Annotated in this window: 27 protein-coding genes; 6 read left to right on the plus strand and 21 right to left on the minus strand. The window is 70.0% G+C overall.

The genetic code is table 11. From position 1 onward, the window contains the following. Positions 1–147: 147 nt before the first annotated feature. From hemL to ACYQ78_RS11715, 7 genes are all read right to left on the minus strand, one after another. On the minus strand, positions 148–1440 hold the full coding sequence (gene hemL, locus ACYQ78_RS11685) for a glutamate-1-semialdehyde 2,1-aminomutase (protein WP_459800811.1): 1293 nt from the start codon (positions 1438–1440) through the stop codon (positions 148–150). An 11-nt stretch (positions 1441–1451) separates the two neighbouring features. Continuing rightward, complete coding sequence (locus ACYQ78_RS11690) at positions 1452–2075, minus strand: bifunctional DNA primase/polymerase (RefSeq protein ID WP_459800812.1); 624 nt, start codon at positions 2073–2075, stop codon at positions 1452–1454. A gap of 91 nt (positions 2076–2166) precedes the next feature. Then, entirely contained in the window at positions 2167–3153 is a 987-nt protein-coding gene (gene hemB / locus ACYQ78_RS11695) for a porphobilinogen synthase (protein ID WP_459800813.1), read from the minus strand. 22 nt (positions 3154–3175) lie between these two features. After that, entirely contained in the window at positions 3176–4756 is a 1581-nt protein-coding gene (locus ACYQ78_RS11700) for a bifunctional uroporphyrinogen-III C-methyltransferase/uroporphyrinogen-III synthase (protein WP_459800814.1), read from the minus strand. Further along, complete coding sequence (hemC, locus tag ACYQ78_RS11705; RefSeq protein ID WP_459800815.1) at positions 4753–5658, minus strand: hydroxymethylbilane synthase; 906 nt, start codon at positions 5656–5658, stop codon at positions 4753–4755. Before hemC ends, ACYQ78_RS11700 begins: the two co-directional genes overlap by 4 nt. Continuing rightward, complete coding sequence (locus ACYQ78_RS11710; protein WP_459800816.1) at positions 5655–6935, minus strand: glutamyl-tRNA reductase; 1281 nt, start codon at positions 6933–6935, stop codon at positions 5655–5657. The genes hemC and ACYQ78_RS11710 overlap by 4 nt, the downstream gene beginning before the upstream one ends. Beyond that, positions 6932–7630 (minus strand): redox-sensing transcriptional repressor Rex, encoded by a 699-nt coding sequence (locus ACYQ78_RS11715; RefSeq protein WP_030456151.1) that lies wholly within the window; start codon positions 7628–7630, stop codon positions 6932–6934. Before ACYQ78_RS11715 ends, ACYQ78_RS11710 begins: the two co-directional genes overlap by 4 nt. Positions 7631–7787: 157 nt before the next feature. On the opposite strand from ACYQ78_RS11715, the gene ACYQ78_RS11720 reads away from it, so the two are divergent. Further along, complete coding sequence (locus ACYQ78_RS11720; protein ID WP_459800817.1) at positions 7788–8027, plus strand: glutaredoxin family protein; 240 nt, start codon at positions 7788–7790, stop codon at positions 8025–8027. Here ACYQ78_RS11720 and ACYQ78_RS11725 read toward each other — a convergent pair. Continuing rightward, entirely contained in the window at positions 8017–9645 is a 1629-nt protein-coding gene (locus ACYQ78_RS11725) for a putative quinol monooxygenase (protein ID WP_459800818.1), read from the minus strand. The genes ACYQ78_RS11720 and ACYQ78_RS11725 overlap by 11 nt on opposite strands. A 166-nt stretch (positions 9646–9811) precedes the next feature. Here ACYQ78_RS11725 and ACYQ78_RS11730 point away from each other — a divergent pair, with 166 nt between their 5' ends. The 3 genes from ACYQ78_RS11730 (at position 9812) to ACYQ78_RS11740 (ending at position 12143) form a co-directional block, all read left to right on the plus strand. Then, positions 9812–10447: a sigma-70 family RNA polymerase sigma factor gene (locus tag ACYQ78_RS11730; protein ID WP_459800819.1), complete on the plus strand. Its 636-nt coding sequence runs from the start codon at positions 9812–9814 to the stop codon at positions 10445–10447. A gap of 81 nt (positions 10448–10528) precedes the next feature. After that, positions 10529–11218, plus strand: coding sequence for a DUF5667 domain-containing protein (locus ACYQ78_RS11735; protein WP_459800820.1), 690 nt, complete (start codon positions 10529–10531; stop codon positions 11216–11218). 58 nt (positions 11219–11276) lie between these two features. Continuing rightward, positions 11277–12143: an HAD family hydrolase gene (locus ACYQ78_RS11740; RefSeq protein WP_459800821.1), complete on the plus strand. Its 867-nt coding sequence runs from the start codon at positions 11277–11279 to the stop codon at positions 12141–12143. Between the two features lie 93 nt (positions 12144–12236). Here ACYQ78_RS11740 and ACYQ78_RS11745 read toward each other — a convergent pair whose 3' ends face one another. The 13 genes from ACYQ78_RS11745 to ACYQ78_RS11805 all read right to left on the minus strand — a co-directional run bounded on the left by ACYQ78_RS11745 (position 12237) and on the right by ACYQ78_RS11805 (position 23614). After that, positions 12237–13058: a lysophospholipid acyltransferase family protein gene (locus ACYQ78_RS11745; protein ID WP_459800822.1), complete on the minus strand. Its 822-nt coding sequence runs from the start codon at positions 13056–13058 to the stop codon at positions 12237–12239. A gap of 37 nt (positions 13059–13095) precedes the next feature. Further along, the gene (locus tag ACYQ78_RS11750; RefSeq protein ID WP_459801764.1) at positions 13096–14082 is read right to left on the minus strand and encodes an NAD-dependent epimerase/dehydratase family protein; all 987 of its coding nucleotides are present in this window, start codon (positions 14080–14082) and stop codon (positions 13096–13098) included. A gap of 39 nt (positions 14083–14121) precedes the next feature. Beyond that, positions 14122–14220, minus strand: a complete 99-nt coding sequence (locus ACYQ78_RS11755; protein WP_018654693.1) for a 30S ribosomal protein bS22 — start codon at positions 14218–14220, stop codon at positions 14122–14124. Between the two features lie 139 nt (positions 14221–14359). Next, positions 14360–14563 (minus strand): helix-turn-helix domain-containing protein, encoded by a 204-nt coding sequence (locus ACYQ78_RS11760; RefSeq protein ID WP_030456159.1) that lies wholly within the window; start codon positions 14561–14563, stop codon positions 14360–14362. Positions 14564–14866: 303 nt separating this feature from the next. Further along, positions 14867–15637, minus strand: coding sequence for a phosphatase (locus ACYQ78_RS11765; RefSeq protein ID WP_459800823.1), 771 nt, complete (start codon positions 15635–15637; stop codon positions 14867–14869). Next, positions 15634–16818: an acetoin utilization protein AcuC gene (locus ACYQ78_RS11770; protein ID WP_459800824.1), complete on the minus strand. Its 1185-nt coding sequence runs from the start codon at positions 16816–16818 to the stop codon at positions 15634–15636. Before ACYQ78_RS11770 ends, ACYQ78_RS11765 begins: the two co-directional genes overlap by 4 nt. Positions 16819–16908: 90 nt before the next feature. Beyond that, the gene (locus ACYQ78_RS11775) at positions 16909–18093 is read right to left on the minus strand and encodes an ABC transporter permease (RefSeq protein ID WP_459800825.1); all 1185 of its coding nucleotides are present in this window, start codon (positions 18091–18093) and stop codon (positions 16909–16911) included. Further along, complete coding sequence (locus ACYQ78_RS11780) at positions 18090–18770, minus strand: ABC transporter ATP-binding protein (RefSeq protein ID WP_459800826.1); 681 nt, start codon at positions 18768–18770, stop codon at positions 18090–18092. The genes ACYQ78_RS11775 and ACYQ78_RS11780 overlap by 4 nt, the downstream gene beginning before the upstream one ends. Continuing rightward, positions 18767–20032: an efflux RND transporter periplasmic adaptor subunit gene (locus ACYQ78_RS11785; RefSeq protein ID WP_459800827.1), complete on the minus strand. Its 1266-nt coding sequence runs from the start codon at positions 20030–20032 to the stop codon at positions 18767–18769. Before ACYQ78_RS11785 ends, ACYQ78_RS11780 begins: the two co-directional genes overlap by 4 nt. A gap of 86 nt (positions 20033–20118) precedes the next feature. Continuing rightward, positions 20119–21312 carry an MFS transporter gene (locus ACYQ78_RS11790; RefSeq protein ID WP_459800828.1) on the minus strand — a complete coding sequence of 398 codons (1194 nt, stop codon included), beginning with the start codon at positions 21310–21312 and terminating at the stop codon, positions 20119–20121. Between the two features lie 40 nt (positions 21313–21352). After that, entirely contained in the window at positions 21353–22153 is an 801-nt protein-coding gene (gene proC, locus ACYQ78_RS11795; RefSeq protein ID WP_459800829.1) for a pyrroline-5-carboxylate reductase, read from the minus strand. A 10-nt stretch (positions 22154–22163) separates the two neighbouring features. After that, the gene (locus ACYQ78_RS11800) at positions 22164–22889 is read right to left on the minus strand and encodes an ABC transporter permease (RefSeq protein ID WP_459800830.1); all 726 of its coding nucleotides are present in this window, start codon (positions 22887–22889) and stop codon (positions 22164–22166) included. Next, positions 22886–23614 carry an ABC transporter ATP-binding protein gene (locus ACYQ78_RS11805; RefSeq protein WP_459800831.1) on the minus strand — a complete coding sequence of 243 codons (729 nt, stop codon included), beginning with the start codon at positions 23612–23614 and terminating at the stop codon, positions 22886–22888. The genes ACYQ78_RS11800 and ACYQ78_RS11805 overlap by 4 nt, the downstream gene beginning before the upstream one ends. A 78-nt stretch (positions 23615–23692) precedes the next feature. Between ACYQ78_RS11805 and ACYQ78_RS11810 the strand changes: the two genes are divergently transcribed. Further along, positions 23693–24133 (plus strand): hypothetical protein, encoded by a 441-nt coding sequence (locus ACYQ78_RS11810; RefSeq protein ID WP_459800832.1) that lies wholly within the window; start codon positions 23693–23695, stop codon positions 24131–24133. Beyond that, positions 24130–24510: a hypothetical protein gene (locus ACYQ78_RS11815; protein WP_459800833.1), complete on the plus strand. Its 381-nt coding sequence runs from the start codon at positions 24130–24132 to the stop codon at positions 24508–24510. The genes ACYQ78_RS11810 and ACYQ78_RS11815 overlap by 4 nt, the downstream gene beginning before the upstream one ends. Positions 24511–24521 lie beyond the last annotated feature (11 nt).

Here is a 24521-nt window from a genome sequence, read left to right on the forward strand (position 1 = left end):
TGTCCTCAACTATTAAGCGTTGCAAGATGAAGACATGCGAATCATCAACAACCTCTTCACGAAGCAGTCGCCCGCCGCCCGCATCTCGTACCTGGAGACGCTGGCCACCAACGCTCGTCAGTCGCGCGCCAAGAACCGCGCCCAGGGCTAAGAGAACGCCTGGGCCGCGGCCTTGGCCGCGATCGGGAGAGCATCGACGACCTTCGACAGCGCCTCGTCGTCATGGGATGACGACAGGAACCAGGCCTCGAAGGCCGACGGGGGAAGATAGACACCCTGGTCGAGCATCGCGTGGAAGAACGCGGTGAACGCGGCCGTGTTCTGAGCCTTCGCCGACGCGAAATCGGTCACCGGACCGTCGGCGAAGAAGACGGAGAACAGGTTTCCGGCCCGCTGCAGCCGATGGGGGACACCGGCGGCGGCCAGCGCGCCGGAAACGGCGTCACCCACGGCGAGAGCGGCGGCGTCGACCCGAGCGTAGACCTCGGCGTCGGCGGCCCGCAGCGTCGCCAGCCCGGCGGCGCACGCCAGCGGGTTACCCGAGAGGGTGCCCGCCTGGTAGACCGGGCCCTCCGGGGCCAGCCGGGCCATCACGTCGGCCCGGCCGCCGAACGCGGCGGCCGGCAGACCACCACCCATGACCTTGCCGAACGTCATCAGGTCGGCGTCGACCGGATCGAGGCCGTACCAACCGGCGGCCGAGACCCGGAAGCCGGTCAGCACCTCGTCGACGATGAGCAGCGCGCCGTTGGCGGCGCACAGTTCCTTGAGCCGGCGGTTGAACCCCTCGGCGGGCGGCACCACGCCCATGTTCGACGGGCACGCCTCGGTGATCACCGCGGCGATTTCGTGGAGCGCGAACGCCTCTTCGACCGCCGTCAGGTCGTTGTAGGACAGCACGATCGTGTCGGCCGCGGACGCCCCGGTCACTCCCGGGGTGTCGGGCAGGCCGAAGGTCACCACGCCGGAACCGGCCGAGGCCAGCAGCGCGTCGACGTGGCCGTGGTAGCACCCGGCGAACTTGACGATCTTCGAGCGGCCGGTGAAGCCGCGCGCCAGGCGTACCGCGGTCATGGTCGCCTCGGTGCCCGAGCTGACCAGGCGCAGCTTCTCGACCGGCGCCACCCGGGAGACGATCTCCTCGGCCAGCAGCACCTCGCCCTCGGTCGCGGTGCCGTAGGAGAACCCGCCGGACATCGCCCTGGTGACCGCCTCCACCACCGCCGGGTGACGGTGGCCGAGGATCATCGGCCCCCACGAGCAGACCAGGTCGACGTAGGTGTTGCCGTCGACGTCGGTGATGTAGGGCCCCTGCCCGGACGTCATGAACCTGGGCGTGCCGCCCACGGCGCCGAACGCCCGGACCGGCGAGTTGACCCCGCCAGGGACGATCTCCTTGGCCCGCGCGAACAGGGCCGCTGAATTGTCGGTACGACTCACGCCGACCGAGCCTAGTCGGCGAGCACGTCCAGCACGCGCAGCGGATCGGGCAGCGGACGCCCGTCGGGCGGCCGGACCCAGCTCACCGAACCCCCGCCGACCAGCGACGACGGCGGCGCCAGGACGTAGGAGTCACGGCAGTGCCAGCGCAGCCCCGGGTTCGACTCGATCGTCTCGGGAGCGTGGTCGATCGACGACGTCCACCATTCGTCCTCGTCCTCCGGGTTGCCGCGGGTGGCGACGAAAAAAAGAACCCGGTCGCCATTGGCGGCGACCGGGCCTGAGGACTCCAGAGCGGTGAGGGCGGACATTCCGAGCTCCGCCGGCACGTCGAACACGTCGAATACGCGTCCGGTGGGCAGGACCACGTTGGCCTCGGGCTCCTGCTCCCACCACCGGGTCAGCTGGGCCGTGTCGGTCGTGGCCTGCATGCGCCAGGCAGGCGACAGGGGGTGGGCGCCCGGGTCGGGACAGCCCACACGATCACATGAACACGCCCGCTGCCCCTCGCGCAGCGGATGTGCCCCCAAGCAGCTCGCCCAGCCCAGCCGGGCGTAGTCGACCACCGCCTCTAGCCGGTGCGGTATTCGGTGCGCGCGGCGTTTCGAACGGCGAGCGAGCGGGACCCCGACCATCTGATGCTGTTCCTCCCCCACAGAGAAAAAACGGGCTGTTGCCCCCGATAATGCCCGGACTCACCGGATCTTCGCAGCGCGACCCCCGGTTTCAGGCCAATCGCCGGGCTACTTCGGTGGCCCAGTAGGTGAGGATCATGTCGGCCCCGGCACGCTTGATCGCGACCAGCGACTCCATGATCACGCGCTCGCGGTCGATCCAGCCGTTGGCGGCGGCGGCCTCGACCATGGAGTACTCCCCCGACACCTGGTAGGCCGCGACCGGGACGTCCACCAGCTCTCTGATCTGGTGGATCACGTCGAGGTAGGCCAGCGCGGGCTTGACCATGACGGCGTCGGCGCCCTCGGCCAGGTCGAGCCTGACCTCGCGCAGGGCCTCGCCGATCGGGCCCGCCGGATCCTGCTGGTAGGCGCTGCGGTCGCCGAACTGGGGGGCGCACTCGGCGGCGTCGCGGAACGGGCCGTAGAACGCGGAGGCGTACTTGACCGAGTAGCCCAGGATCGGGATCTCGGCGTGGCCGTCGGCGTCGAGGGCCGCGCGGATCGCGCCGACCTGGCCGTCCATCATGCCGCTGGGCGCGATCACCTGGGCGCCGGCGCGGGCTTGGGCGACCGCGGCGGCGGCGTAACGTTCCAGGGTCAGGTCGTTGTCGACCTCGCCAGTCTCGGTCAGGATGCCGCAGTGGCCGTGGTCGGTGTATTCGTCGAGGCAGGTGTCGGCCATCACGACCAGGGCGTCGCCGACCTCGCTCTGAAGGTCCTTGAGCGCGAGCTGGACGATCCCGGAAGGGTCGTCGGCGCCGGAGCCCCGGCCGTCTTTGAACGCCGGGATGCCGAACAGGATGACCCCGCCCACACCCGCCTCGGCGGCCTCGTGGGCCGCCTTCCGCAGGCTCTCACGCGTGTGCTGGACGACCCCCGGCATCGACCCCACCGGAGCGGGCTCGCCGATGCCCTCTTTGACGAACATCGGCAGGATCAGCTCGGCCGGGTGGAGCCGGGTCCCGGCCACCATCCGGCGCAACGGAGAGGTCCGGCGCAGCCGTCGTGGGCGGGCGACCGGGAACTCGGCACTCATGCGAAAACCACCTTCGTGGGGGTCACTTGGGACGTCGTCGCGCACCCCTGCGAGTCTGCGAGGGGCGGCGCGGGATCTCGCCGGCGGAGACGGCCGCCTGGCGCTGCTTGGCACCATACTCCGCCAGTGCGGCGGCCAGTGCGGAAGCCGACGGCTTGTCGGCCATCACGTCGACCCGCAGGTTGAACTCTTCGGCCGTCTTGGCGGTCTGCGGCCCGATGACCGCGATCACCGTGACGTTGTGGGGCTTGCCGGCGATGCCGACGAGGTTGCGCACCGTCGAGGACGAGGTGAACAGGACCGCGTCGAACCCACCGGTCTTGATCGCGTTGCGGATCTCCTCGTGGGGCGGCGCGGCGCGGACGGTCCGGTAGGCCGTCACGTCGTCGCACTCCCAGCCGAGCTCGGTCAGGCCCGCCACCAGCGTGTCGGTGGCGATGTCGGCCCTCGGGAGCAGCACCCGGTTGATCGGGTCGAGCATCGAGTCGTAGGGCGGCCACTCGTCGAGCAGGCCCTCGGACGACTGCTCGCCCGTCGGCATGAGATCGGGCTTGACCCCGAACTCGACCAGCGCCCTGGCCGTGGCGTCGCCGACGGCGGCCACCTTCAGCCCGGCGAAGGCACGGGCGTCGAGGCCGTATTCGTCGAACTTCTCCTTGACCGCCTTCACCGCGTTGGCGCTGGTGAAGGCCACCCACTCGTAGCGTCCGGTGACCAGGCCCTTGATGGCGCGGTCCATCTGCTGGGGTGTGCGCGGCGGCTCGACGGAGATCGTCGGCACCTCTTCTGGCACCGCGCCGTAGCTGCGCAGCTGCTCGGACAGGCCCGCGGCCTGCTCTTTGGTACGGGGCACGAGAACGCGCCAGCCGAACAGCGGCTTGGTCTCGAACCACGAGTGCTTCTCACGCTGGCCCACGGCGTCGCCGACCACGATGAGCGCCGGTTCGGTCATCCCGGCGTGCTTCAGGTCGGGCCCGAGACGGCCCAGCGAGGAGACCACGGTGTACTGCTCGGTGGTGGTGCCGTCGCTGGTCACCGCCACCGGCGTGTAGTCGGGCAGCCCGGCGGCGATCAGCGCCTTGCCGATCGCGGGCGCCTCGGAGACCCCGTTGTAGATCACCAGGGTGCCGTCGACCGAGGCGTGCCTCGACCAGTCGTCGATCTGGGCGGCGTCGACGATCCGGAACTCCGGCCCCGACGACGCCGGCGGGATGCCCGCGTAGGTCAGCACGGCGGTCGCCGGCGGCACCCCGGGCACGATCTCGAAGTCGACCTCGCCCTGGGAACAGGCCGCGACCTCGTCGGACACCGAGGAGAAGAACGACGGGTCACCCGGGCACACCCGGACGACCAGCTTGCCGTTCTTCGCCTCGGACACGCTTCCGGCCAGGGCGTCGGGGTCGGCCACGACGTCGCGCACGTCGACCGCCGGACGGCAGTGCCGCAGCAACGGGCCGTACGACTCCCGGTCGACCACCACGACGTCGGCCTTGGACAGAAGGTCGGCGCCCCGGAGTGTCAGCAGGTTCTCGTCACCGGGACCGGCGCCCACGAAGGCGACGAAGCCCCCGATGCCGGACTCGTGATGCTGTGATGCGGTCAATGGGCCTGCTCTCCCATCAATTGCCCGGCCCCCTCCGCGATCATGGTGGCCGCGAGCTCATGCCCGAGTTCCATGGCCGCTGAGCGGGGTCCGGTGGTGGACTTGCGCACCGCCGCGGTGCCGTCGAGGGACACCACGGTGGCGGTCAGGGTGAGCACATGGCCGTCATCGACGGCATAGGCGCCGACGGGGGCGGAACAACCCGCCTCCAGCGCGGCGAGCACGGCACGCTCGGCGGTCACGGCGTCGCGGGTGCGCACGTCGTCGAGCGTGCTCAGAAGTTCGATCAGCTCGGGCCGGTCGGCCCGGCACTCCACCGCGAGCGCGCCCTGGCCGGGGGCGGGCAGCATCTCGTCGGTGTCGAAGAAGTTGGCGATCTCGTCGTCGCGCCGCAGGCGGGTCAGCCCGGCGGCGGCCAGCACGACGCCGTCGAGCTCACCGGAGGTCACCTTGCCGATCCGGGTGTCGGCGTTGCCGCGGATCGGGACGTACTCGAGATCGGGGCGGAGCTGCCGCAGCTGCGCGATGCGGCGCGGCGAACCGGTGCCGACGCGGGCACCCCGGGCGAGATCGGCGAGCTTCAGCGAGCCGACCAGGGCGTCGCGGGGGTCGTCGCGCCGCAGGATCGCGGCCAGCGTGAGCCGCGAGTCGGGCGCGGTCGGAAGATCCTTCAGCGAGTGGACGGCGAAGTCGATCTCGTCGGCGGCCAGCTTCTCGCGCAGCTCGCTGACGAAGACCCCGGTGCCGCCGAGCTGGGAGAGCTGGGCCTTGGTGATGTCGCCGAAGGTGGTGATCCCGACGAGTTCGACGCCACGGCCGGTGAGCTCGGTCAGCCGGTCCGCCACCTGCTGCGACTGCGTGGTCGCCATCAGGCTCTTGCGGGTGCCCAGCCTCAGGTTCACTGCTCGATCTCCATCCGGGAAACGGCGTCTGGCGCCTTCGGGTCCAGGTTGAACAGCTCGCGCAGCGCCTCGGCATAATGATCGCCTGCCGGGGACGCCGCGAGCTGCTTGACACGCACAGTCGGCTCGTGGAGCAGTTTGTCTACCACCCGGCGGACCGCCTGCGCCACTTCGTCTCGCTGACGGCCGTCGAGCTCGGGCATACGTGCGTGAAGACGGCCGAGTTCGGCCTCGACCACCTGGGCCGCGCGACTGCGCAGCGCCACCACGGTAGGGGTCACCTTGGCCGCGCGGGCGGAATTCAGATAGGCCGCGACCTCGTCGGTCACGATGCGGCGCACGGCCGCGATGTCGGCGGCCCGGCCGCCGTCGGATCCGGCGCCCGACTGCTGCATGTCCTCAAGATCGACCAGCGTGACCTGGGGCAGCGCGCGGACGGCGGTGTCGACGTCGTGGGGCAGCGCGAGGTCGAGCAGGAACAGCGGCACGCGCCGGGCCGGGATCATCTCGGGCGTGATCACGCGGGTGCCCGCGCCGACGCAGGAGACCACGAGGTCGGCGCCTTCGAGCTCGGCGGCGATCTCCGAGAGGGGCACGGCCCGCCCGCCGACGGTGTCGGCGAGGCGCTCGGCGCGTTCGAAGGTGCGGTTGGCGATGACGATGTCGGTCACCCCGGCCCGCGCGAGGGTCGCGGCGGTCAGCGCGCTCATCGAGCCCGCCCCGACGACCAGCGCCCGGCAGCCCTCGATGGGCCCGAGCACGGTCTCGGCCATCGTGATGCCGACGCCGATGAGGGAGGCGCCCGCGCGGTCGATGCCGGTCTCGCTGTGGGAGCGCTTGCCGACCCGCAGGGCGTGCTGCACGAGCTCGTTGAGGATCGAGCCGACCGCGTCCTCCTGCTGGGCCAGCCGCAGCGCGGCCCTGATCTGCCCGAGGATCTGACCCTCGCCGACCACCATCGAGTCGAGCCCGGAGGCCACCGACATCAGGTGGTGTACGGCCTGGTCTTCATAGTGGACGTAAAGGTGCGGGGCGAGATCGGCCCCCGCGTGCCGGTCGAGCAGCGTGGTGATCGCCGACACCCCGCCGTGGAACCTGTCGACCTCGGCGTAGACCTCGACCCGGTTGCACGTGGAGACCACCATCGCCTCGGCGACGTGGGCGTCCTGCCGCACGTCGTGGAGGAGTTTCACCAGGGCGTCGCCGGAGATCGTCACCCGTTCGAGCACCGAGACGGGTGCGCTCCGGTGGCTCAGCCCCACGATCAGCAGACTCATGAGACCTCCCCCGCCCATTCCTCGCCCATCACGGGCCCCCCATTCACCTTGCGCTGCTCATGGAACGCGAGGATCTGCAGTTCGATGGACAGATCGACCTTGCGGACGTCGACGCCTGCAGGGACGGTGAGCACGACGGGGGCGAAGTTCAAGATACTCGTCACACCGGACGCGATGACCCGGTCGCAGACCGCCTGCGCGGCGGTCGCCGGAGTCGCGATGACCACGATCGACACCCCCCGCTTGGCGATCACGGATTCCAGTTCGTCGCTGTGTTCCACGACGAGCCCGGCGATGTGGTCGCCCACGACCTCCGGGTCGGCGTCGAGCAGCCCGGCCACCCGGAACCCCCGGGAGACGAACCCCCCGTAGTTGGCGAGGGCGCGGCCGAGGTTTCCGACCCCGACGATCGCGACCGCCCAGTCTTGGGTCAGGCCGAGTTCGCGGGATATCTGGTAGATGAGGTACTGAACGTCGTAGCCGACGCCCCGTGTTCCATAAGATCCCAGATGAGACAGATCTTTGCGGAGTTTGGCGGAATTGACCCCCGCCGCCACCGCGAGATCCTCGGAACTGACTGTGGCTACGGCCCGCTCGGCCAAACCGTTCAACGCGCGCAGGTAGAGCGGCAGCCGGGCGACGGTCGCGTCGGGGATGCCACGTTCACGCGGTTGTTGCGGGGTTCGGCGGATCACAGGCCGGCACTCCTGAGGGGGAATCGGTTTCGGGGCCGTCTTCCAGGTTAGTGCCTTTGTGAAGTGATGCACAAAGTCGGACGACCCCGTTGTCGTGCTCACTCCCAGGGTGTCAGGGATGTCCGCCGGTCCCGAATCCGGCCCGTACGGTAGGCGCATGGCTCACCGCATCACCCTGCTCGGCAAACCCGGCTGCCACCTGTGTGACGACGCCCGCGCGGTCATCGAACGCGTCGCGGCCGACCTCGGCGTCGAATGGACCGAGCGCGACATCACACAGGACCCCGCTGACCTGGAGAAATACTGGGAGATGATCCCGGTCACCCTGGTCGACGGAGTCCAGCACGACTATTGGCGGGTCGACGAGAACCGGCTGCGCGCGGCCCTCACAGCGTGAACGTCGTCGGCAGCGGCACGACCTTGGCCGCGTTGACCGTGAGTTCGATCACATTCGTGGCCAGCACCAGCGGCTGACGCTCGGTGGCGAACCGCTCCATGTGGGCCTGCCGCTGGTGGTCGTGGAAGGCGGTCTGGTCGCGGTAGAGCTCGTAGACGAGCCGCTGGAGCGGGGCCGACTTCACGCCGTGGCAGACGAACAGGAGCGTGTCGGGCTCGTTGCGGAGCACCTGCTCGACCGTGTCCTCCGCGAGTTTGTCGAAGGCGTCGCCGGCGCCGTCCATCAGCGTGAAGACGGTCAGCATGCCGTAGATGGTCGGTGAGGGCCTGACCGAGCCGGTCGCCCCGGCGGGGGCCGGGACCTGGGGTGCCGGGGGCATCGGGGCGGGCGGCATCTGGGCGGCGGCCTGCACCTGGCCCGGGTAGAGCACACCGGTGTTCGGCATCGCGAACTCGGTGGAGGCCGTCGGCGGCGGCACCGGCATGCCGTATTCGGGGACCTGCTGGTTGTAGGCGTCGGCGGCCATCAGAGTGCCGGTCGCCGGGCCGCCGAAGTCGCGCGGCGGCGGCTGCTGCGGTGGCTGCTGGGACGGCGGCTGCATGCGGGCGCCGTAGTCGAACCCGCCCTGCTGCTCGCCCGCGCGGTATTCGGCGACGAGATCGCCGAGCCCGGAACGGGTGGCGCCGGGCGGGATCGCCGGCTGCGGCCCGGTCGTGGGCATCGGGGGGCTGCCCATCGGGCTCCCCATGGGACCGGCCATCGGACTGGCCATCGGCCCGCTCATGGGATTCGGGTTGCCCATCGGGCTCGGGCCGCCCATGGGCTGCTGCATCCCGGCCACGCGGCGGCCGAGGCTCTGCTCCTGCCACATCGGCTGCTGCGGCTGCACCGGCATCGGACCGCTGGGCGGCCCCTGCTGCTGCTGGGCCGCCGCCGGTTCCCCGTCGTCGTCATAAGGAGCGAGTGGACGGTTCACGGCGTACCAGATGCCTCCGGGGATGGCGGCCAGCAGGGTCGCGACGAACACGCCCTGGACCGTGAAGAGCTGGGAACCGACCACGGCCATGCCGATCGGGGCCAGCACGACGGTGGCGTTCATGTTGTCGGCGTCGTAGTCGTCGCCCGACCGCATCCGCACCAGCGCCACGATCAGCGCGACGAACAGGATCACCAGATCGAGGCCGTGGACGCCGCGCAGCAGCCACTCGGGCCAGATGTCCCAGTGGGTGGAGCCGATCGGGAGCGTCTTGGTGAAGCCGCTCAGCACCGGGTCGAGGGTCATGATGACCGAGCCGACGAAGCTGAGACCGCCGACCAGGAGCCAGCCGCCCAGCCGGGCGGACCGCGACTCGGCGAGCAGCTGGATCAGTCCACTGGCCAGCCACAGTGGCGCCAGCAGCGCACCGCCGACCTGGAACACGCGGAAGGTCAGGGGGCCGAACCCGAGAAGGGTGCCGATGGCGATCGCACCGAGCCCGAGGCACACCGCGACCGTGGTGATCGCCCACGCGACGAGCCAGCCGGAGGACTCCTCACGGATCCGCCCGACCAGGACGCCTGTGGTGACCGCGGCGAGGATCGCCCCCGCGAACGCGATGACTGCGACAACGAGTTCCATGACGGACCAACTCTATGGCCTGTCCCTGTCCCCACGCCCAGCCAGCGAAGGTCGTCGGAAGCGTCCGTTACGGAAGGGATTACAGAGACAGCCCTCATTGTGTAATTTATGGGAGATTTCTAGAGTGGCGAGCACGCCGACTTCCCCTCTCCCATGGGATATCCGGATGCTGAACAGTTGGTCGTTAGCCGGGCTGGCCCCTGCGGTCACCGCTGGAGCGTTGCAGCCCGCACCCGAGGCGGTCTCGCCTGAGTTCGACGAGATGCGCACCCTCGTGCTGCGCGCCAAGACGGGCGACACAGAGGCGTTCGGGCAGCTTTACGACCGGTACGTCGACCTCGTCTACCGGTACGTCTACTTCCGCGTGGGCTCCCACCCCCTCGCCGAAGACCTGACGAGCGACACCTTCCTGCGCGCGCTGCGCAACATCTCCGACTTCACCTGGCAGGGCCGCGACTTCGGCGCCTGGCTCGTGACGATCGCGCGCAACCTCATCACCGACCACTTCAAGTCGGGCCGCAGCCGTCTTGAGGTGACCACCGCCGAGATCCTCGACACCCCGCTCGACGGCCCCCACATCCCCGAGAACGCCGCGATCACCAACATGGTGAACGAGCACGTCATGCGGGCCGTCCAGCAGCTCGGCCCGGAACAGCAGGAGTGCGTGATCATGCGTTTCCTGTACGGGATGTCGCTCGCCGAGACCGCCGCGGCGATGGGCAAGAAGAGTGGAGCGATCAAAGCCCTCCAGTTCCGCGCCATCAAGGCGCTGGCCAGGAGCCTGCCGAAAGATCTCAGTTGAGACACGCCCCGTAACCCCTCCGACGCATCGTCGTTGGTCCATTCGCAGGGGTGGGTGGATCTTCGAGCGGGAGCTCTGGCGATGGGGTGGTGGCGTCTTTCGCGTGCCCGGCGTGCCGCGCGTGTCGCCGCCAGGCTGGAAGAGCTCGCCCGTCGCGGGGACGACCAGGCCGGAAACGGCCCCAGGGCCGAGTTCCGTGAGGGCCTGCGGGCCGAGTTGCTCCGTACACACCAGGAAGAACGCGCGGCCGCCCCGAGGCGGCCCGGACCGGCCCACGCCAAGCCGCGCATCCGGCGGATCCCGCTGCTGGTGCGCATCCGCCCGTGGCTGGCGCTCGGCGGGATGGTCACGGCGACCGTGTCGATGGCCCTGCTGACCTACTCCACCGTGCCCGGTGAGCTGCTCTATCCGCTGAAGCGGGCGGCCGAGTCGACGCTGCTGACGCTCACCACGAGCGACGCCGAGCGCACCGACCGGCAGCTGATCGTGGCCCGTTCGCGCGCCTCGGAGGCGGCCGAGTTACTGAAGGCCGCCACGCCCGACAACGAGGAACTGCTCGAACAGACCCTGGAGGACATGGAGACCACCACGCGGGCCGCGCTGGAGAAGGTGAAACAGCCCACCAAGCCGCCCGCGAAGGTCCGCAGGTTCGCCCGCGACCAGAAGAAGGTCGTCGAGAAGATGGTCCCGAAGCTCGACGCCGAGAACCGCGAGATCGCCACCCAGTACCTCTCGCTCATCTCCGGCTACGCCGGAGCGGCGGGCAACTAGCGGGTGTTCACGCGCGGGCAACCGGTCGAGGGAGGCCCAGCGGTTAAGCTCGGAGGCTATGAAGCGGCTACTGAAAAGGCGGGAAGCGGCGGAACTCGCGGGTGAGGTGGCGGCCGCGGCGGCGCTTCCGGCCCCGAGCGCCGAACCCGATCCGACCGCCGCCGCATTCTTCGACGTCGACAACACGATGGTCCGCGGGGCCTCGATCTACCACTTCGCCCGGGGCCTGGCCGCGCGCGGCCTGTTCACCACCGGCGACCTGGTCAAGTTCGCGGTCGGCCAGGCGATGTTCCGCGTGCGCGGCAACGAGAACCCCGACCACGTCGCCAAGGCCAAGGAGATGGCGCTGGCGTTCGTCGCCGGGCTGAAGGTCGACGAGGTCGTCCTGCTCGGCGAGGAGATCTACGACGAGGTGATGGCCGACCGCATCTGGTCGGGCACCCGCGCGCTGGCCCAGGCCCACCTCGACGCAGGTCAGCGGGTGTGGCTGGTCACCGCGACCCCGGTGGAGCTCGCCCACGTCATCGCCCGCCGCCTTGGCCTGACCGGCGCCCTCGGCACGGTCTCGGAGACCAAAGACGGCGCCTACACCGGCCGTCTGGTGGGCGATTTACTGCACGGCCCGGCCAAGGCGGAGGCCGTGCGGGCACTGGCCCGGCGCGAGGGTCTCGACCTCACCCGCTGCTCGGCCTACAGCGACTCGGCCAACGACCTGCCCATGCTGTCGCTGGTCGGCCACCCTTACGCCATCAACCCCGACACGGAGCTGCGCGAACACGCGCGGCAACGCGGCTGGCAGGTCCGCGACTTCCGCACCGGCCGCAAGGCCACCATGGTCGGCCTCCCGATCGCCGCCACAGCGGGCGCGCTCGCGGGCGGCGTGGCAGCGGGCCTGGCCCTGCGCCGCCTGTACAAAAAAGGCTGACCCGCACAAGCGGGCCGTCGCCGATTCGGCGCCGGTGCGGCGAGGTGCGTCACCTGCGTGGGCGGCGCATCGCAACGGCGATCTGCCTGGCGTCTAGAGGAAGAACGCCGGGCCGCGTCGCAGTCGCAGGGCGTTGAGGGAGCGCTGGATCGTCTCGCGGACCTGGTCGGTGAGCTCGAAGACGACCATCGGGTCGTCTGCCTCTTCGGGGTCGACCTCGTCGGCCCTGATCGGCTCGCCGAACTCGATCAGCCATTTCGACGGCAGCGGCACCAGCCCGAGCGGCCCGAACCAGGGGAAAAGCGGCGTGATCGGCAGATAGGGCAGGCCGAGCAGGCGGGCCAGCAGCGGCAACTCGCCGATCTTCGGATAGATCTCCTCGGCCCCGACGATCGAACACGGCACGATCGGCACCCCGGCCCTGATCGCCGAGGCGACGAACCCGCCCCGCCCGAACCGCTGGAGCTTGTAGCGCTCGGACCAGGGCTTGCCGATGCCCTTGAACCCCTCGGGGAAGACCCCGACGAGCTCGCCCTTGCGCAGCAGCCGGTCGGCGTCGTCTTTGCAGGCCAGGGTGTGGCCGGTCTTGCGGGACAGGTGGCCCAGCATCGGTAGCCGGTAGACCAGGTCGGCGCCGAGCAGCCGGACCGCCCGCCCGGCCTCGTCGTGGAGGGCGACCTGGAGCATCAGGGCGTCGATCGGGAGGGTGCCCGAGTGGTTGGCGACCACGAGGGCGCCGTCGGGCGGAAGATTGTGGAGACCGATGGTCTCGACCCGGAACCAGTGCCGGTAGAGCGGCCGCAGCAGTTCGAGCAGGACCTTGTCGTTGAGCTCGGCGTCGTAGCCGAATTCGTCGACCTCGTAGCGGCCCGACATCCGGCGGGCGGCGAAGGTGAGGATCTCCTCGGCGGTCACGACGCGCTCCCGATCGGTATTGCGGCAGACAGGTGGATCACCGGACCGGCCGGCCGCGTCGGGCCTGAAGGAAGTCGTCGAACGCCGACGCCGTGGTGAATTTCGGGGCCCAGCCGAGCTCGTGGGCCAGCTTGGAGGAGTCGACCACCCGCCCGTGGCTCATCAGCGCGAGCTGCTCGGGCGTGAAGTCCATGCGGCCGAGGGCGCGGGCGCCCTCACCGAGGAAGCGGAAGGCCGGAGCCGGCACCGGCAGCCAGAACCGCCCGGCCCGCCGAAGGCACTGCGACAGCAGGAGCACCCCATCGCCGGCGACGTTGAAGACGCCGGGATGGTCGTCGAGTGCGACCCGCCGGAGCAGTTCGACCCCGTCGTCCTCGTGGATGAACTGGAGCCGGGGGTCGAAGCCGAGCACGGTCGGCAGGATCGGCGCCTGGAAGTAGCGCGTCAGCGGGGAGTCGACCCTGGGCCCGATGAAGTTGGCGAACCGCAGCGTCGTCGTCACCACATCGGGCCTTCGCCGGGCGTAGCCGCGGACGTAGCCCTCGACCTCGGACGCGTCCTTGCCGTAACCGGTGTGGGGGACCTCTACCGGCTCGCTGTCTTCGGTGAAGACGGCGGGGTCGGTGGGCGAGGAGCCGTAGACGGCCGTGGTGGAACGCACGACGACCCTGCGGACGGTCTCGGAGCGCTGGCAGGCGGCGAGCAGTTGCATCGTGCCGATGACGTTGTGCTCTTTCATCGCCGGACGACTGCCGGCCGGCCCGCTCATCAGGCTCATGTGGACGACCGTGTCGATGTCGGCCGCCGCGATGACCTGGGCGATGTCGGGACTGCGCAGGTCGACGCGGACGAACTCCACCCGGTCGAGGGGACCGAGTTGGGCGCCGCCATCTCGCGTGAGCGACGTCGGCGGCACCGTGTCCACTCCGATGACCCGGCTGACCGCCGGGTCGGCTGCGAGGACGCTCGCCAGCCGAGCGCCGATGTGCCGGGATATCCCGGTGACCAGGACTGTCCGGGTCACGGGACTCATAGACTCTTCCTCGCAGGGACCGCGGGTGGGCTACTTCTTGTTACGCCGCTGGATGCGGGTCTTCTTGAGCAGCTTGCGGTGCTTCTTCTTGGCCATGCGCTTGCGGCGCTTCTTGATCACAGAGCCCACGGGACCCCCAGGTGAAGGTTGCAGTCGTACCGGTGCGCGAGCGCACACCGGCACAACAGCCTACCGGCGATCCATGGTCGATCGTTCCCCCTGGGGGGCCCGCGTGGCCCTTGGTGTTGCTAATCGCTAGTGGTCAACTTCATCCAGCCTCGATGAAAGCGTCCCTCAGATAGTCGTGCACCGCCTGTTCGGGCACTCTGAAGGACCGGCCTACCCTGATGGCCGGCAACTCGCCCGAGTGCACGAGCCGGTACACCGTCATCTTGGACACCCGCATGACGGTGGCCACTTCTGCCACCGTCAGGAACTTCACCTCGCTGAGAGGTCTTTCGCCTGCACCCATCGGACGCCTCTTCCGCACGTGTATCCGGGTTATCCCCACTGGTGCCATTGCTCACGCACGTGTACTGCTGTCAGCGTAAGTCGGGACTTCTCAGAGGCAAACCCCCCATTTCATCAGCCTTCCGGGAAGCTTGCCCACGAAACCACGAAAAACGCTGGCCAGCAGCCGGACCGTGCCCCTCGCCTTGATCTTGGAACGGACCAACTTCTCTCACATTAGAGTCGCCCAGGATCAGGAAAAAGTTGTCAACCGGTCGACACACTGGTTCAAATGTGGGCGCGTAACCCCACAAAAGGGATGACCTTAAAGGCCCGCAGCCACCCGGCGGAGCAAGTGGTCGGTCAACGGTCCGTAATACCTGGGGAGCACATTGTCATCCAAGGGGACCGTCACCGCGATCTTTCCCTCGGCTTCTCCCACGAAAAGGGCCGGATCGTTGCAGTCGGCGAACCCGACCGTCTCGACGCCGGCCTCCCCGGCCGCGCCCGCCCACCCGTGGTCGGCGATGACGAAATCCGGTCTCTGCTCATCGAGCATGGCGCGCATCGGAGCGGAGTCGTGCGTGTGCACAAGGGCACCGCCGTCGTCGAGCAGCGCGACGTCGTCGATGTAGCGGATCTTGCGGCGGCGGCCGAACGAAGCGGGAAGGTACGTCCATCCTTCCGCCGGAGTAAGGAGAGTAGCCCCCTGAGTCACGACGAAACGAGCGATAGCCATGTGAACGACCATCAGGCCCGTCGGGTGGCCGGTGGCGATGATCATCGTGGGGTTCGGGCGGCGCAGCGCCGCCGCGATCCGGTCGGCCATCGCGTCGAGGGCGGCCACCGTCCGCACGGGGTCGATCGTGTCCTGCCCCGCGCGGTGCTCGGGGTCGGCCACCACGCCCGCCGATTTGGCCATCAGGTCGAGCACGTCGCGGTAGGCCCAGGCGCCCTCGAAGCTCAGCCCGAACATGTAGTGGGGGTCGCGCACCGCGAGCGACCGGTAGTGGTCGAGGTTGTTCTCGCGGCTCGTGGCGACGTCACCGGCGATGCGGGTGCGGACGAGGTGGTCGATGAGCTCTTCGCGCGTCATGGCAGGGGATCCAGACCGTGGTAGGGGAAGACCGCGTTCCGGGTGGCCATAATCGCGCGGTCGATCGGATCGGCCGGGTCGTAACCCTCCGAGATGGGCCGGAACTCGGGGGTGCGGCCGTCGGTCATCGTGAGCGGCGGCAGGTCGCCGGTCCGCTCGCGGACGTAGTCGCGCCAGGCCTCGGGCGTCGCGGTCTCCGGCGCCACGGGCGCTCCCGCGGCCTCGGCGATCAGGTGGGTCCAGGCCCTCGGCACGACCTGGACGAGCTCATATCCCCCGCCGCCGGTGGCGAGCCACCGCCCACCGGCCGTCTCGTGGGCCAGTTTGTGCAGTTCTCTGTACGCCGTCCGCTGCCCGTCCAGAGACAGCATGAGGTGGGCCAGCGGGTCGAGAGCATGGGAGTCGCACCCGTGCTGGGTGACCAGGAAGTCGGGCGCGAACTCGCGCAGCAGCGGCGGCACCACCGCGTGGAAGGCCCGCAGCCAGCCCGAGTCGCCACACCCGGCCGGAAGCGGCACGTTCACCGCCGTACCCTCGGCCCCCGTCTCCTCGGCGAACCCGGTGCCCGGGAAGAGCGTGCGCGGCGACTCGTGGAGGCTGATCGTCAGCACCCGGGGGTCGTCGAAGAACATGGCCTGCACGCCGTCGCCATGGTGGACGTCGACGTCGACGTAGGCGACCTTCTCCACCCCCTGGGCGAGCAGCCAGGCGATGGCGATCGCCGGGTCGTTGTAGACACAGAACCCGCTGGCCGTCGCGGGCATGGCGTGGTGCAGCCCCCCGGCGACGTTGAGGGCGTGCATCGCCCCGCCGAGGTGAACCTGCTTCACCGCCTCCAGCGTCGCCCCCGCGATCAGCGCGGACGCCTCGTGGACCCCGGCGAAGGCGGGATTGTCGCTGGTCCCGAGCCCCGCCCGCAGATCGGGCCGCCCGTTCTCCGACACCCGCTTGACGGCCTCGACGTAGTCCCGCTTGTGGACGAGCGCGAGGTCGTCGTCCCCCGCAGGCGCGCACGGCACGATCTCGACGGTGTCGAGCACCCCGAGCTCCCGCGCCAGCACCATGGTCAGCTCGACCCGCACCGGCGCGAGGGGATGATGTGGACCGAAGTCGTACGACGTCAGGGCGTCGTCCCAGACGACCCGCACGGGTCCGCAGGCGCCACGCGCGATGTCGCTCATAGCCAGCAAATTATCACCAGGTCACGAAGCGCCGACCCCCCGAACCCCCCGCTGCGAAGGGGCTGACGCCCCCTCGCCCTGACCTAAGGGTCATTCGGATCGGAGGGCCACCACCGGGTCGAGGCGGCCGGCGCGGCGGGCCGGGGCGACGCCGAAGAAGACGCCGACGACGGCCGAGACGCCGAAGGCCAGCAGGATCGACCACAACGTGATCGAGGCGGGGACCGGGGAGAGGGCCTCGATCAGCAACGAGCCGCCGACGCCCAGGGCGATGCCGATCAGGCCGCCGATCGTGGTGAGCAGCACCGCCTCGATGAGGAACTGGCCGAGGACGTCGCGCTGGCGGGCGCCCAGCGCCTTGCGCAGGCCGATCTCCTTGGTTCGCTCCCGCACGCTGACCAGCATGATGTTCGAGACGCCCACCCCGCCGACCAGTAGAGAGATACCCGCGATGGCGGCCAGGACGCCGGTCAGCATGCTCAGGACGGTGCCGATCGTGCCGAGGAGCTGGGTCTGGGTGACGGCGGAGAACTTCTCGTCGGGGTAGCGGGCCAGCAGGGCGTCGACGACCTTCTGACCCAGGGCGTCGATCGCGTCGGGGCCGGGGGCGCCGATCGCGATGCCGTTGACGCGCTGGACTCCCAAGAGTCGCTGGGCCGTGGTGACCGGGATGTGGACCTCACGGTCGCGCGCGACTCCGAAGGTGGCGCCGACCTTTTCGTACACGCCGACGACCCGGAAGCGGACCCCGGCGATCGTGGCCTGTCTGCCCACCGGGTCGAGGTCGCCGAAGAGCTGTCCGGCGACCTCCGAGCCCAGGACCGCGACGCGGCGCCTCGTGTCGATGTCGGTCTCGGTGAGGTAGCGGCCTCGCTTCAGCGGGCGTTCGAAGACGTGGGGGATGTTCTCGTCGGTGCCGACGATGGTGACGAACGCCTCGTTGCGGCCGACCCGCATGTTCTCGCCCGACTGGACCGAGACGGTGACCCTGCTGGGGTCGCCGACGACCCGGCGGACGTAGGCGACGTCGGCCAGGTCGAGGCGGCTCTGGGTGGGGGCGGCCTGGAAGTTGAGCTGGCCGGGGACGACCAGGATGATGTTGGAGCCGAGGCCGGAGATCTCGTCTTCGATGGCGTCCTTGGCGCCGGTGCCGATGGCGACCAGGATCACCACGGCCGACACTCCGATGATCACGCCGAGCATGGTGAGGGCGCTGCGCAGCCGGTTGACCCGCAGGGCTTCGAGGGCCATCCGGAACGCCTCGGCGGTCCTCACGCGACGTCCCGTTCGATCAGGCCGTCGCGCACGTGGATCTGCCTGCGGGCCCGGCCCGCGACCTCGGGTTCGTGGGTGACCAGCACGATCGCCACGCCCTGGTCGGCGTTGAGGCGTTCGAGCAGGCTCATCACCTCGTCGCCGTTGCGGGTGTCGAGGTTGCCGGTCGGTTCGTCGGCCAGGACCACCTGGGGGTCGCCGACGAGCGCGCGGGCGATCGCGACCCGCTGCTGCTCGCCGCCGGACATCTGCGAGGGACGGTGGTCGAGCCGGTGGGCCAGGCCGACGGCGGTCAGCGCCTCGCGGGCCCGCGCGCGCCGCTCGGCCTTCCCGACGCCCCGGTAGACGAGCGGGAGCGCCACGTTGTCGAGCGCCGAGGTGCGGGCGAGCAGGTGGAACGACTGGAAGACGAAGCCGATCATCCGGTTGCGGAGTTCGGCCAGGTGAGTGTCGTCGAGGGTGGCGATGTCGACGCCGCCGACCTTCAGCACGCCGGAGGTCGGCCGGTCGAGGCAGCCGAGCAGGTGCATCAGGGTCGACTTCCCCGACCCGCTCGGGCCGATGATCGCGGCGAACTCGCCGTCGCCGATGGTCAGGTCGACGCCGCGCAGGGCGTCGACGGTCACGCCTTCGAGGTGGTACGACCTCGTCAGCCCGGCCGCCTCGAAGGCGGTCACGGGATCTCCTGCCCTTCGCGCACCTGGTCGGCCCCTCGCGTGATGACCCGGTCGCCCACGTTGACCCCGTCGACGACCTCGACGAACGCGTCTCCTTCCGCGCCGAGCCGGACGGTCCGGCGTTCGGCCTTCCCGCCGACGACGGCCCACACGACGGTGTCGCGCCCGCTGGTCACCACGGCGGCGGCCGGCACGGCGACGGCCTCGGGCGACTCTTTGACGATCATGCGGACCACGGCGCTCATGCCGGGCTTGGGGTCGGGGGCATCGGAGCCGTCGTCGAATCGGCCGGGGGCGAGCTGGAGACGTACCGGATAACTGACGCCGCCCGTCGCGCCCTCCTGGGGCGTGACCCCCACACCGGTGACCTCGGCGTCGTAGACCGCGCCCGGGACGGCGTCGAACTCGACCTCGGCCCGGGTGCCCTTCTCCACGAGCAGCACGTCGGTCTCGTCGACGTCGGCGCGCAGGGTGAGCTCCGAGACGTCGGTGACGGTCAGCAGCGCCTCCCCCTGGGAGACCGGGACGCCCTCGGCGATCGTCCCCGCCGAACTGCCGGTCGACTGGGCCGGGACGCCGCCGCCCGAGACCAGATCGGACAGATCGGGCAGGGACGGCGTGGCCGCGCCACCGCCGCCGAGCGTGACGACCCCGCTGAACGGCGCCTTGACGGTGAGCCCGTCGACCGTGTCCTCGGCCGCCTTCACCGCCGCCCGGGTCTGACTGCGCGAGGCCGCCTGGAGCGAGGTCATCGACGACGACAGCCCGCTCATGCCCGCCCCGAGCTGCCCGGTGAACGAGCTCAGGCTCCGGTTGAGCCCGCCCACGATCCCGCTCAGCGCCTTCTGCTGCGACCGGTGCTGCTCCTCGGCCAGCTCGATCGCCGCCAGCAGCTGCTTGCGGATCGCCTTGTCCGCGACCTCGCGGGCCGCCGCACGGGCTTTGGAGAAGGATTTCCGTACGTGTACGTCGAGCCCCGAAGGCAGGGACAGCGACGGCACCTGAGGCGCTCCCCCGAACGAGACGGGCTTGGCGGCCTGCTTGTCGGCCTTCCTGGCCTCTTTCAGCCGGTCCTTGGCCTGCGGCGCACTGATGCGGACGAGGATCTCGCCCTTCTTCACGGTGTCGCCGTCGGAGACGTAGAGCTTGGCGACCGTCCCGGCCGCCGGGGAGGTCAGGCTCGCGGTGGCCCGTGCCCCGACGGTCGCCGGGGCCTCCACCACCTCGCTGACGGGCGCCCGCGCCACGGCCGCGGTCTGCACAACGGGGGCCTCCTCAGCCGTGCACGCGGCTAAGAGGAGAAGCGCCAACAGGGGGATACCACGCCGGATCACCACAAGTGACCATGCTAGATCCGCCGCAGGTTCCGGACGGGGCGGATGGCCAGCAGGGCTCCGATTCCGGCGATTCCCACGAAGAAGCCCGCCAGGAGCACGTTCCTGGCCCCGACCGCCTCGCCGACGATCGGGCCGAGCGCCTGCCCGATCGGGATGCTCAGCACCGACCCCGCCACCTCGTAGGCGGTCACCCGGTTGAGCACCTCCCCCGGCACCTGCGTCTGGACGCTGGTCGCCCACATCACCGACCAGAAGGCCCAAGCGGCGCCGGCGAGGGTGAACCCGAAGACGATCACCGGCACGGGGGCGGCGAGCGCCACCACCAGCGGCATCGCCATGAACGCGATCATGGCCAGCGCCCCGGAGAACAGCGGCCTGGACGGCCGGTAACGCATGGCCACCAGCCCGCCGAGGATGCTCCCGAGCCCCTCGCCGGTGATGGCCACGACATAGGCCGTCGAGTCGTGCGACTCGGAGATCACCTGCGCCCCGACCGGCCACATCGGGCCGAACAGGACGATCCCGTAGACCGACCAGACGAGGATCACCGACCACATCCACGTGCGCGACCGGAACTCGGCCCAGCCCTCCCGCAGATCGCTGACCAGCGAGGTCGGCTCGGTCCTGGTCAGCCTGACCCGCATGGCCACCAGGCACAGGGCGCTGATCAGGAACGTTCCCGCGTTGATGGCGTACACGACCCCCGGACCGCCGAGCAGGACGATGGCCCCCGCGATGCCGGGCCCGATCAGCCTGGCCACGGCGTCGGCGACCCGCAGGGTGGCGTTGGCGCGCTGGGGGTCGGCGGCGATCTGCGGGATCATGCTGTTGACGCCGGGCTGGAACAGCGCGGCCCCGAGCCCGCTCAGGAACGACATGGTGACCAGCAGCCAGAGCGCGGGCTGCCCGACGAAGAAGGTCACCGCGATGACCGACTGGGTGCCGACGCGCAGGACGTCCGCGAAGATCATCATCTTCCGCGCGGTGAACCAGTCGGCCAGCACCCCGCCGAACAGCACGAGGCCGCCGAAGGCCGCCATCCAGGCGGCGAGGACGATGCCGACCCCGACCGGGCCGTAGATACCGAGGACGCCGAGCGTCACCGCCACCGGCAGCATCGCGTCGCCCATGAGGGCGACAGCCCGGCCGACGAAGTAGAGGGAGAAGTCACGCGTCCACAGACGCGCCGGGGAGAGTACGACCACTCACCCCAGCCTATAAGGAAAGCTTCCTAACAATTAATGGTTATTTGTGCCCGCCGCCCAGCTCACGGCTGCGGTCGCGGGCCGCCTCGATCGCGTCGAGGAAGGCGGCGCGCACGCGATTGCGCTCCAGCTCGGCGATGGCGGCGATGGTGGTGCCGCCGGGCGAGGTGACCGCCTCGCGGAGGATCACGGGGTGTTCGCCCGAGTCGCGGAGCATGATGGCCGCGCCCACGATCGACTGCTTGACCATGTCGAGCGCCGCCGCCCTCGGCATGCCGAGCAGGATTCCGGCGTCGACCATGGCCTCGACCAGGTAGAAGAAGTAGGCCGGGCCCGAGCCGCTCAGCGCGGTCGCGCCGTCTTGCTGCGATTCGGGGATGCGCAGCACCTTGCCGACCGGCTTGAGCAGGTCTTCGGTGAGCCTGAGGTGCTCCTCGGTGGCGTGGGCGCCGGCCGAGATGACGCTCATCGCCTCGTCGACCAGCACCGGCGTGTTCGACATGACCCGAACGACCGGGATCGGGCCGCCCAGCCGGGCCTGCACGAAGTCGGTGGTGATGCCCGCCGCGACCGAGATGACCAGCCGGTCGGACGGGACGACCGGCGCGATCTCCTTCAGCAGAGTGCCCATGTCCTGGGGCTTGACCGCCAGGATCAGCGCGTCGGCCTGCTCGGCCGCCTCGACGTTGGTCACGACCCTGACGCCGTAGGTGTCGGTGAGCGCCTTGGCCCGGTCGGGCCGGCGGGTGGTGACCATGATCTGGTCAGCCGCCCGCCCTGCCCTGACCAGGCCGGAGAGCAGTGCCTCACCCATCTTGCCGGTGCCCAGGATCGCGATCATGGGTGGCAGTTTACGGCGTGCGCCTCTTCAGCGTCGCGGCGCCCAGAACCAGAGCCAGCAGCACGCACCCGGCCACCACCGCGACGTCGCGCCAGAAGTCGCCGCCCAGGTCGCCGCCGATCACGGCCAGCTTCATGGCCTCCAGGGCGTAGGACATCGGCAGCACGTTGGAGATCCACTCCAGCACGGTCGCCATCTGCTCGCGCGGCACGATGACCCCGCCGAGGAGGATCTGGGGCACCATCACCAGCGGCATGAACTGCACCGCCTGGAACTCCGACCGCGCGAACGCGCTGCACAGCAGCCCGAGGGCGGTGCCCAGCAGGGCGTTGAGCAGGGCGACCAGGACCAGCGCCCAGAGCTCCCCCCTCGGGTCGTAGCCAAGCCAGGTCAGCGAGACGGCCAGGGCCACCGTCACCTGGAGGACGGCGGCGACGCCGAAGGCCAGGCCGTAGCCGAGCAGGAGGTCGATCTGGCGCAGCGGGGAGGCCATCAGCCGCTCCAGCGTGCCCGACGTGCGCTCGCGAAGAGTCGAGATGGACGTGACCAGGAACATCACCAGGAAAGGGAAGATCGACAGCAGCACGGGGGCCCACTGCGCGAACGCCTGCTCGTTGTCGATCACGTAGTAGAGCAGGATCATGATCAGCGTCGGCACCAGGACCATCAGGGCGATGGTGCGGGGGTCGTTGCGGAGCTGGCCGCCGATCCTTCTGGCGGTGGCAAGGGTGATCATGCCGCTTGCCTCTCTTCGATGAGGCGCAGGAAGGCCTGCTCCAGGTCTGCGGTGTCGGTGCGGGCGCGCAGGCCCGAGGGGCTGTCGTCGGCGAGGATGTCGCCGTCGCGCAGCATGATCAGGCGCTGGCAGCGGGCGGCCTCGTCCATGACGTGGCTGGAGACCAGGATCGTGACGCCCCGGGCGGCCAGGCCGTCGAAGAGTTCCCACAGTTCCTTGCGGAGCACCGGGTCGAGGCCGACCGTGGGCTCGTCAAGCACCAGCAACTGCGGCGACCCGAGCAGCGAGACCGCGAGGCTGGCCCGGCTGAGCTGGCCGCCCGACAGGGTGCCGCCGAGCTGGCGGGCGTATTTCTCCATGCCGACCTCTTCGAGCACCCGGGCCGGGTCGGTCTTCGGGGCGCCGAGCACGGCGGCGAAGTAGCGCAGGTTCTCCAGCACCGACAGATCGCGGTAGATCGCCGGATTCTGGGTGGAGTAGCCGATCAGCCGGCGCAGCTCGGGCGACCCGGCCGGACGCCCCAGCACGGTCACCTCGCCCCCGGCGACCACCTGCACGCCCACGATCGACCGGATCAGCGTGGTCTTGCCGCAGCCGCTCGGCCCGAGCAGACCGGTGATCTGCCCCTTCGGCACCTCGAACGACAGCCCGTGGAGCACCTCGCGGGCCCCCCGGACGACCCGCAGCCCGGTGACGGCTATCGCGGGTTCTTCAGAACTCATCATGTGATGAATTTAAACCGAGGGTCATACCGGAGTCAACGGGTCGATGAACCCCTTCGAAGTGACACCCGTCATAGGGGCATGAGAAGGATCTGGCTCGTCACCGCGGCCATGATCACGACCGTGATCATGGCCGCAGCCTGCGGAAAGGGAGAAGCCGTGGACAGCGGTTCGCCGATCGGCCCCGACCAGCCCGCCACCCCGCCGGCCTCGGCCATGCCGAGTCCCGGGCCGACGCTGGTGCAGCCCAAGGGCGGCACGGTGGAACCCCGGAAGGTGCCCTGGACCCGCGCCACCCCCGCGGGCGACGGCGTGATGATTTCCTGGAGTTCGGGGGTGGAGCCCTGCTACACCCTCGATCGCGTCGAGGTGAAGGAGACCGCCGCCGAGGTCACGGTGACCCTCTGGGAGGGCACCACCGACCCCGAGGCGGCCTGCATCCAGATCGCGATCGAGAAGGAGACGTTCGTCAAACTGGCCGAGCCGCTGGCCGGCCGCGAAGTCGTGGATGGTGCACTGTGACATTCAGAAGCGCGAAGCTCTTAGTGATCGGCGCGGCCGTCGCCGCCCTGCTGGCGCCCGCCACCCCCGCCCAAGCCGCTCCCGGGCCGAAGGTCGTCAAGGTCCAGAAGGGCGCGCTCAACCCCAAGAAGGTCAGGTGGCTGAGCGCCAAGCCCCACATGCGCGGCGTGCGCGTCGTGTGGTGGTCGGGCGTCGAACCGTGCACCGTGCTCACCAAGGTCGTGGTCAAGGAGACGAAGAAGACCGTCCGGATCACCCTGTACGACGGCTCGGTCAAGGACGCCGGGATGTGCGTGGCCATGGCGATCCAGAAGGCCACGTATGTGAGGCTCAAGAACCCGGTCGGGAAGCGGGTGATCCTCGACGGATCCAGGTAACCCCTAAGGGT

This window comes from Herbidospora sp. RD11066 (genome assembly GCF_054661255.1).

Bases quoted from the DNA above. Each gene is read 5' to 3' on its own strand.
- ACYQ78_RS11810 (WP_459800832.1), top strand. From the start codon at position 23,693: ATGAGAAGGATCTGGCTCGTCACCGCGGCCATGATCACGACCGTGATC.
- ACYQ78_RS11730 (WP_459800819.1), top strand. From the start codon at position 9,812: ATGCTGAACAGTTGGTCGTTAGCCGGGCTGGCCCCTGCGGTCACCGCT.
- ACYQ78_RS11690 (WP_459800812.1), bottom strand. From the start codon at position 2,075: ATGGTCGGGGTCCCGCTCGCTCGCCGTTCGAAACGCCGCGCGCACCGA.
- ACYQ78_RS11765 (WP_459800823.1), bottom strand. From the start codon at position 15,637: ATGACGCGCGAAGAGCTCATCGACCACCTCGTCCGCACCCGCATCGCC.
- proC (WP_459800829.1), bottom strand. From the start codon at position 22,153: ATGATCGCGATCCTGGGCACCGGCAAGATGGGTGAGGCACTGCTCTCC.
- hemB (WP_459800813.1), bottom strand. From the start codon at position 3,153: ATGAGTGCCGAGTTCCCGGTCGCCCGCCCACGACGGCTGCGCCGGACC.
- ACYQ78_RS11710 (WP_459800816.1), bottom strand. From the start codon at position 6,935: ATGAGTCTGCTGATCGTGGGGCTGAGCCACCGGAGCGCACCCGTCTCG.
- ACYQ78_RS11800 (WP_459800830.1), bottom strand. From the start codon at position 22,889: ATGATCACCCTTGCCACCGCCAGAAGGATCGGCGGCCAGCTCCGCAAC.
- ACYQ78_RS11720 (WP_459800817.1), top strand. From the start codon at position 7,788: ATGGCTCACCGCATCACCCTGCTCGGCAAACCCGGCTGCCACCTGTGT.
- ACYQ78_RS11805 (WP_459800831.1), bottom strand. From the start codon at position 23,614: ATGATGAGTTCTGAAGAACCCGCGATAGCCGTCACCGGGCTGCGGGTC.
- ACYQ78_RS11740 (WP_459800821.1), top strand. From the start codon at position 11,277: ATGAAGCGGCTACTGAAAAGGCGGGAAGCGGCGGAACTCGCGGGTGAG.
- ACYQ78_RS11760 (WP_030456159.1), bottom strand. From the start codon at position 14,563: ATGGGTGCAGGCGAAAGACCTCTCAGCGAGGTGAAGTTCCTGACGGTG.
- ACYQ78_RS11725 (WP_459800818.1), bottom strand. From the start codon at position 9,645: ATGGAACTCGTTGTCGCAGTCATCGCGTTCGCGGGGGCGATCCTCGCC.
- ACYQ78_RS11770 (WP_459800824.1), bottom strand. From the start codon at position 16,818: ATGAGCGACATCGCGCGTGGCGCCTGCGGACCCGTGCGGGTCGTCTGG.
- ACYQ78_RS11735 (WP_459800820.1), top strand. From the start codon at position 10,529: ATGGGGTGGTGGCGTCTTTCGCGTGCCCGGCGTGCCGCGCGTGTCGCC.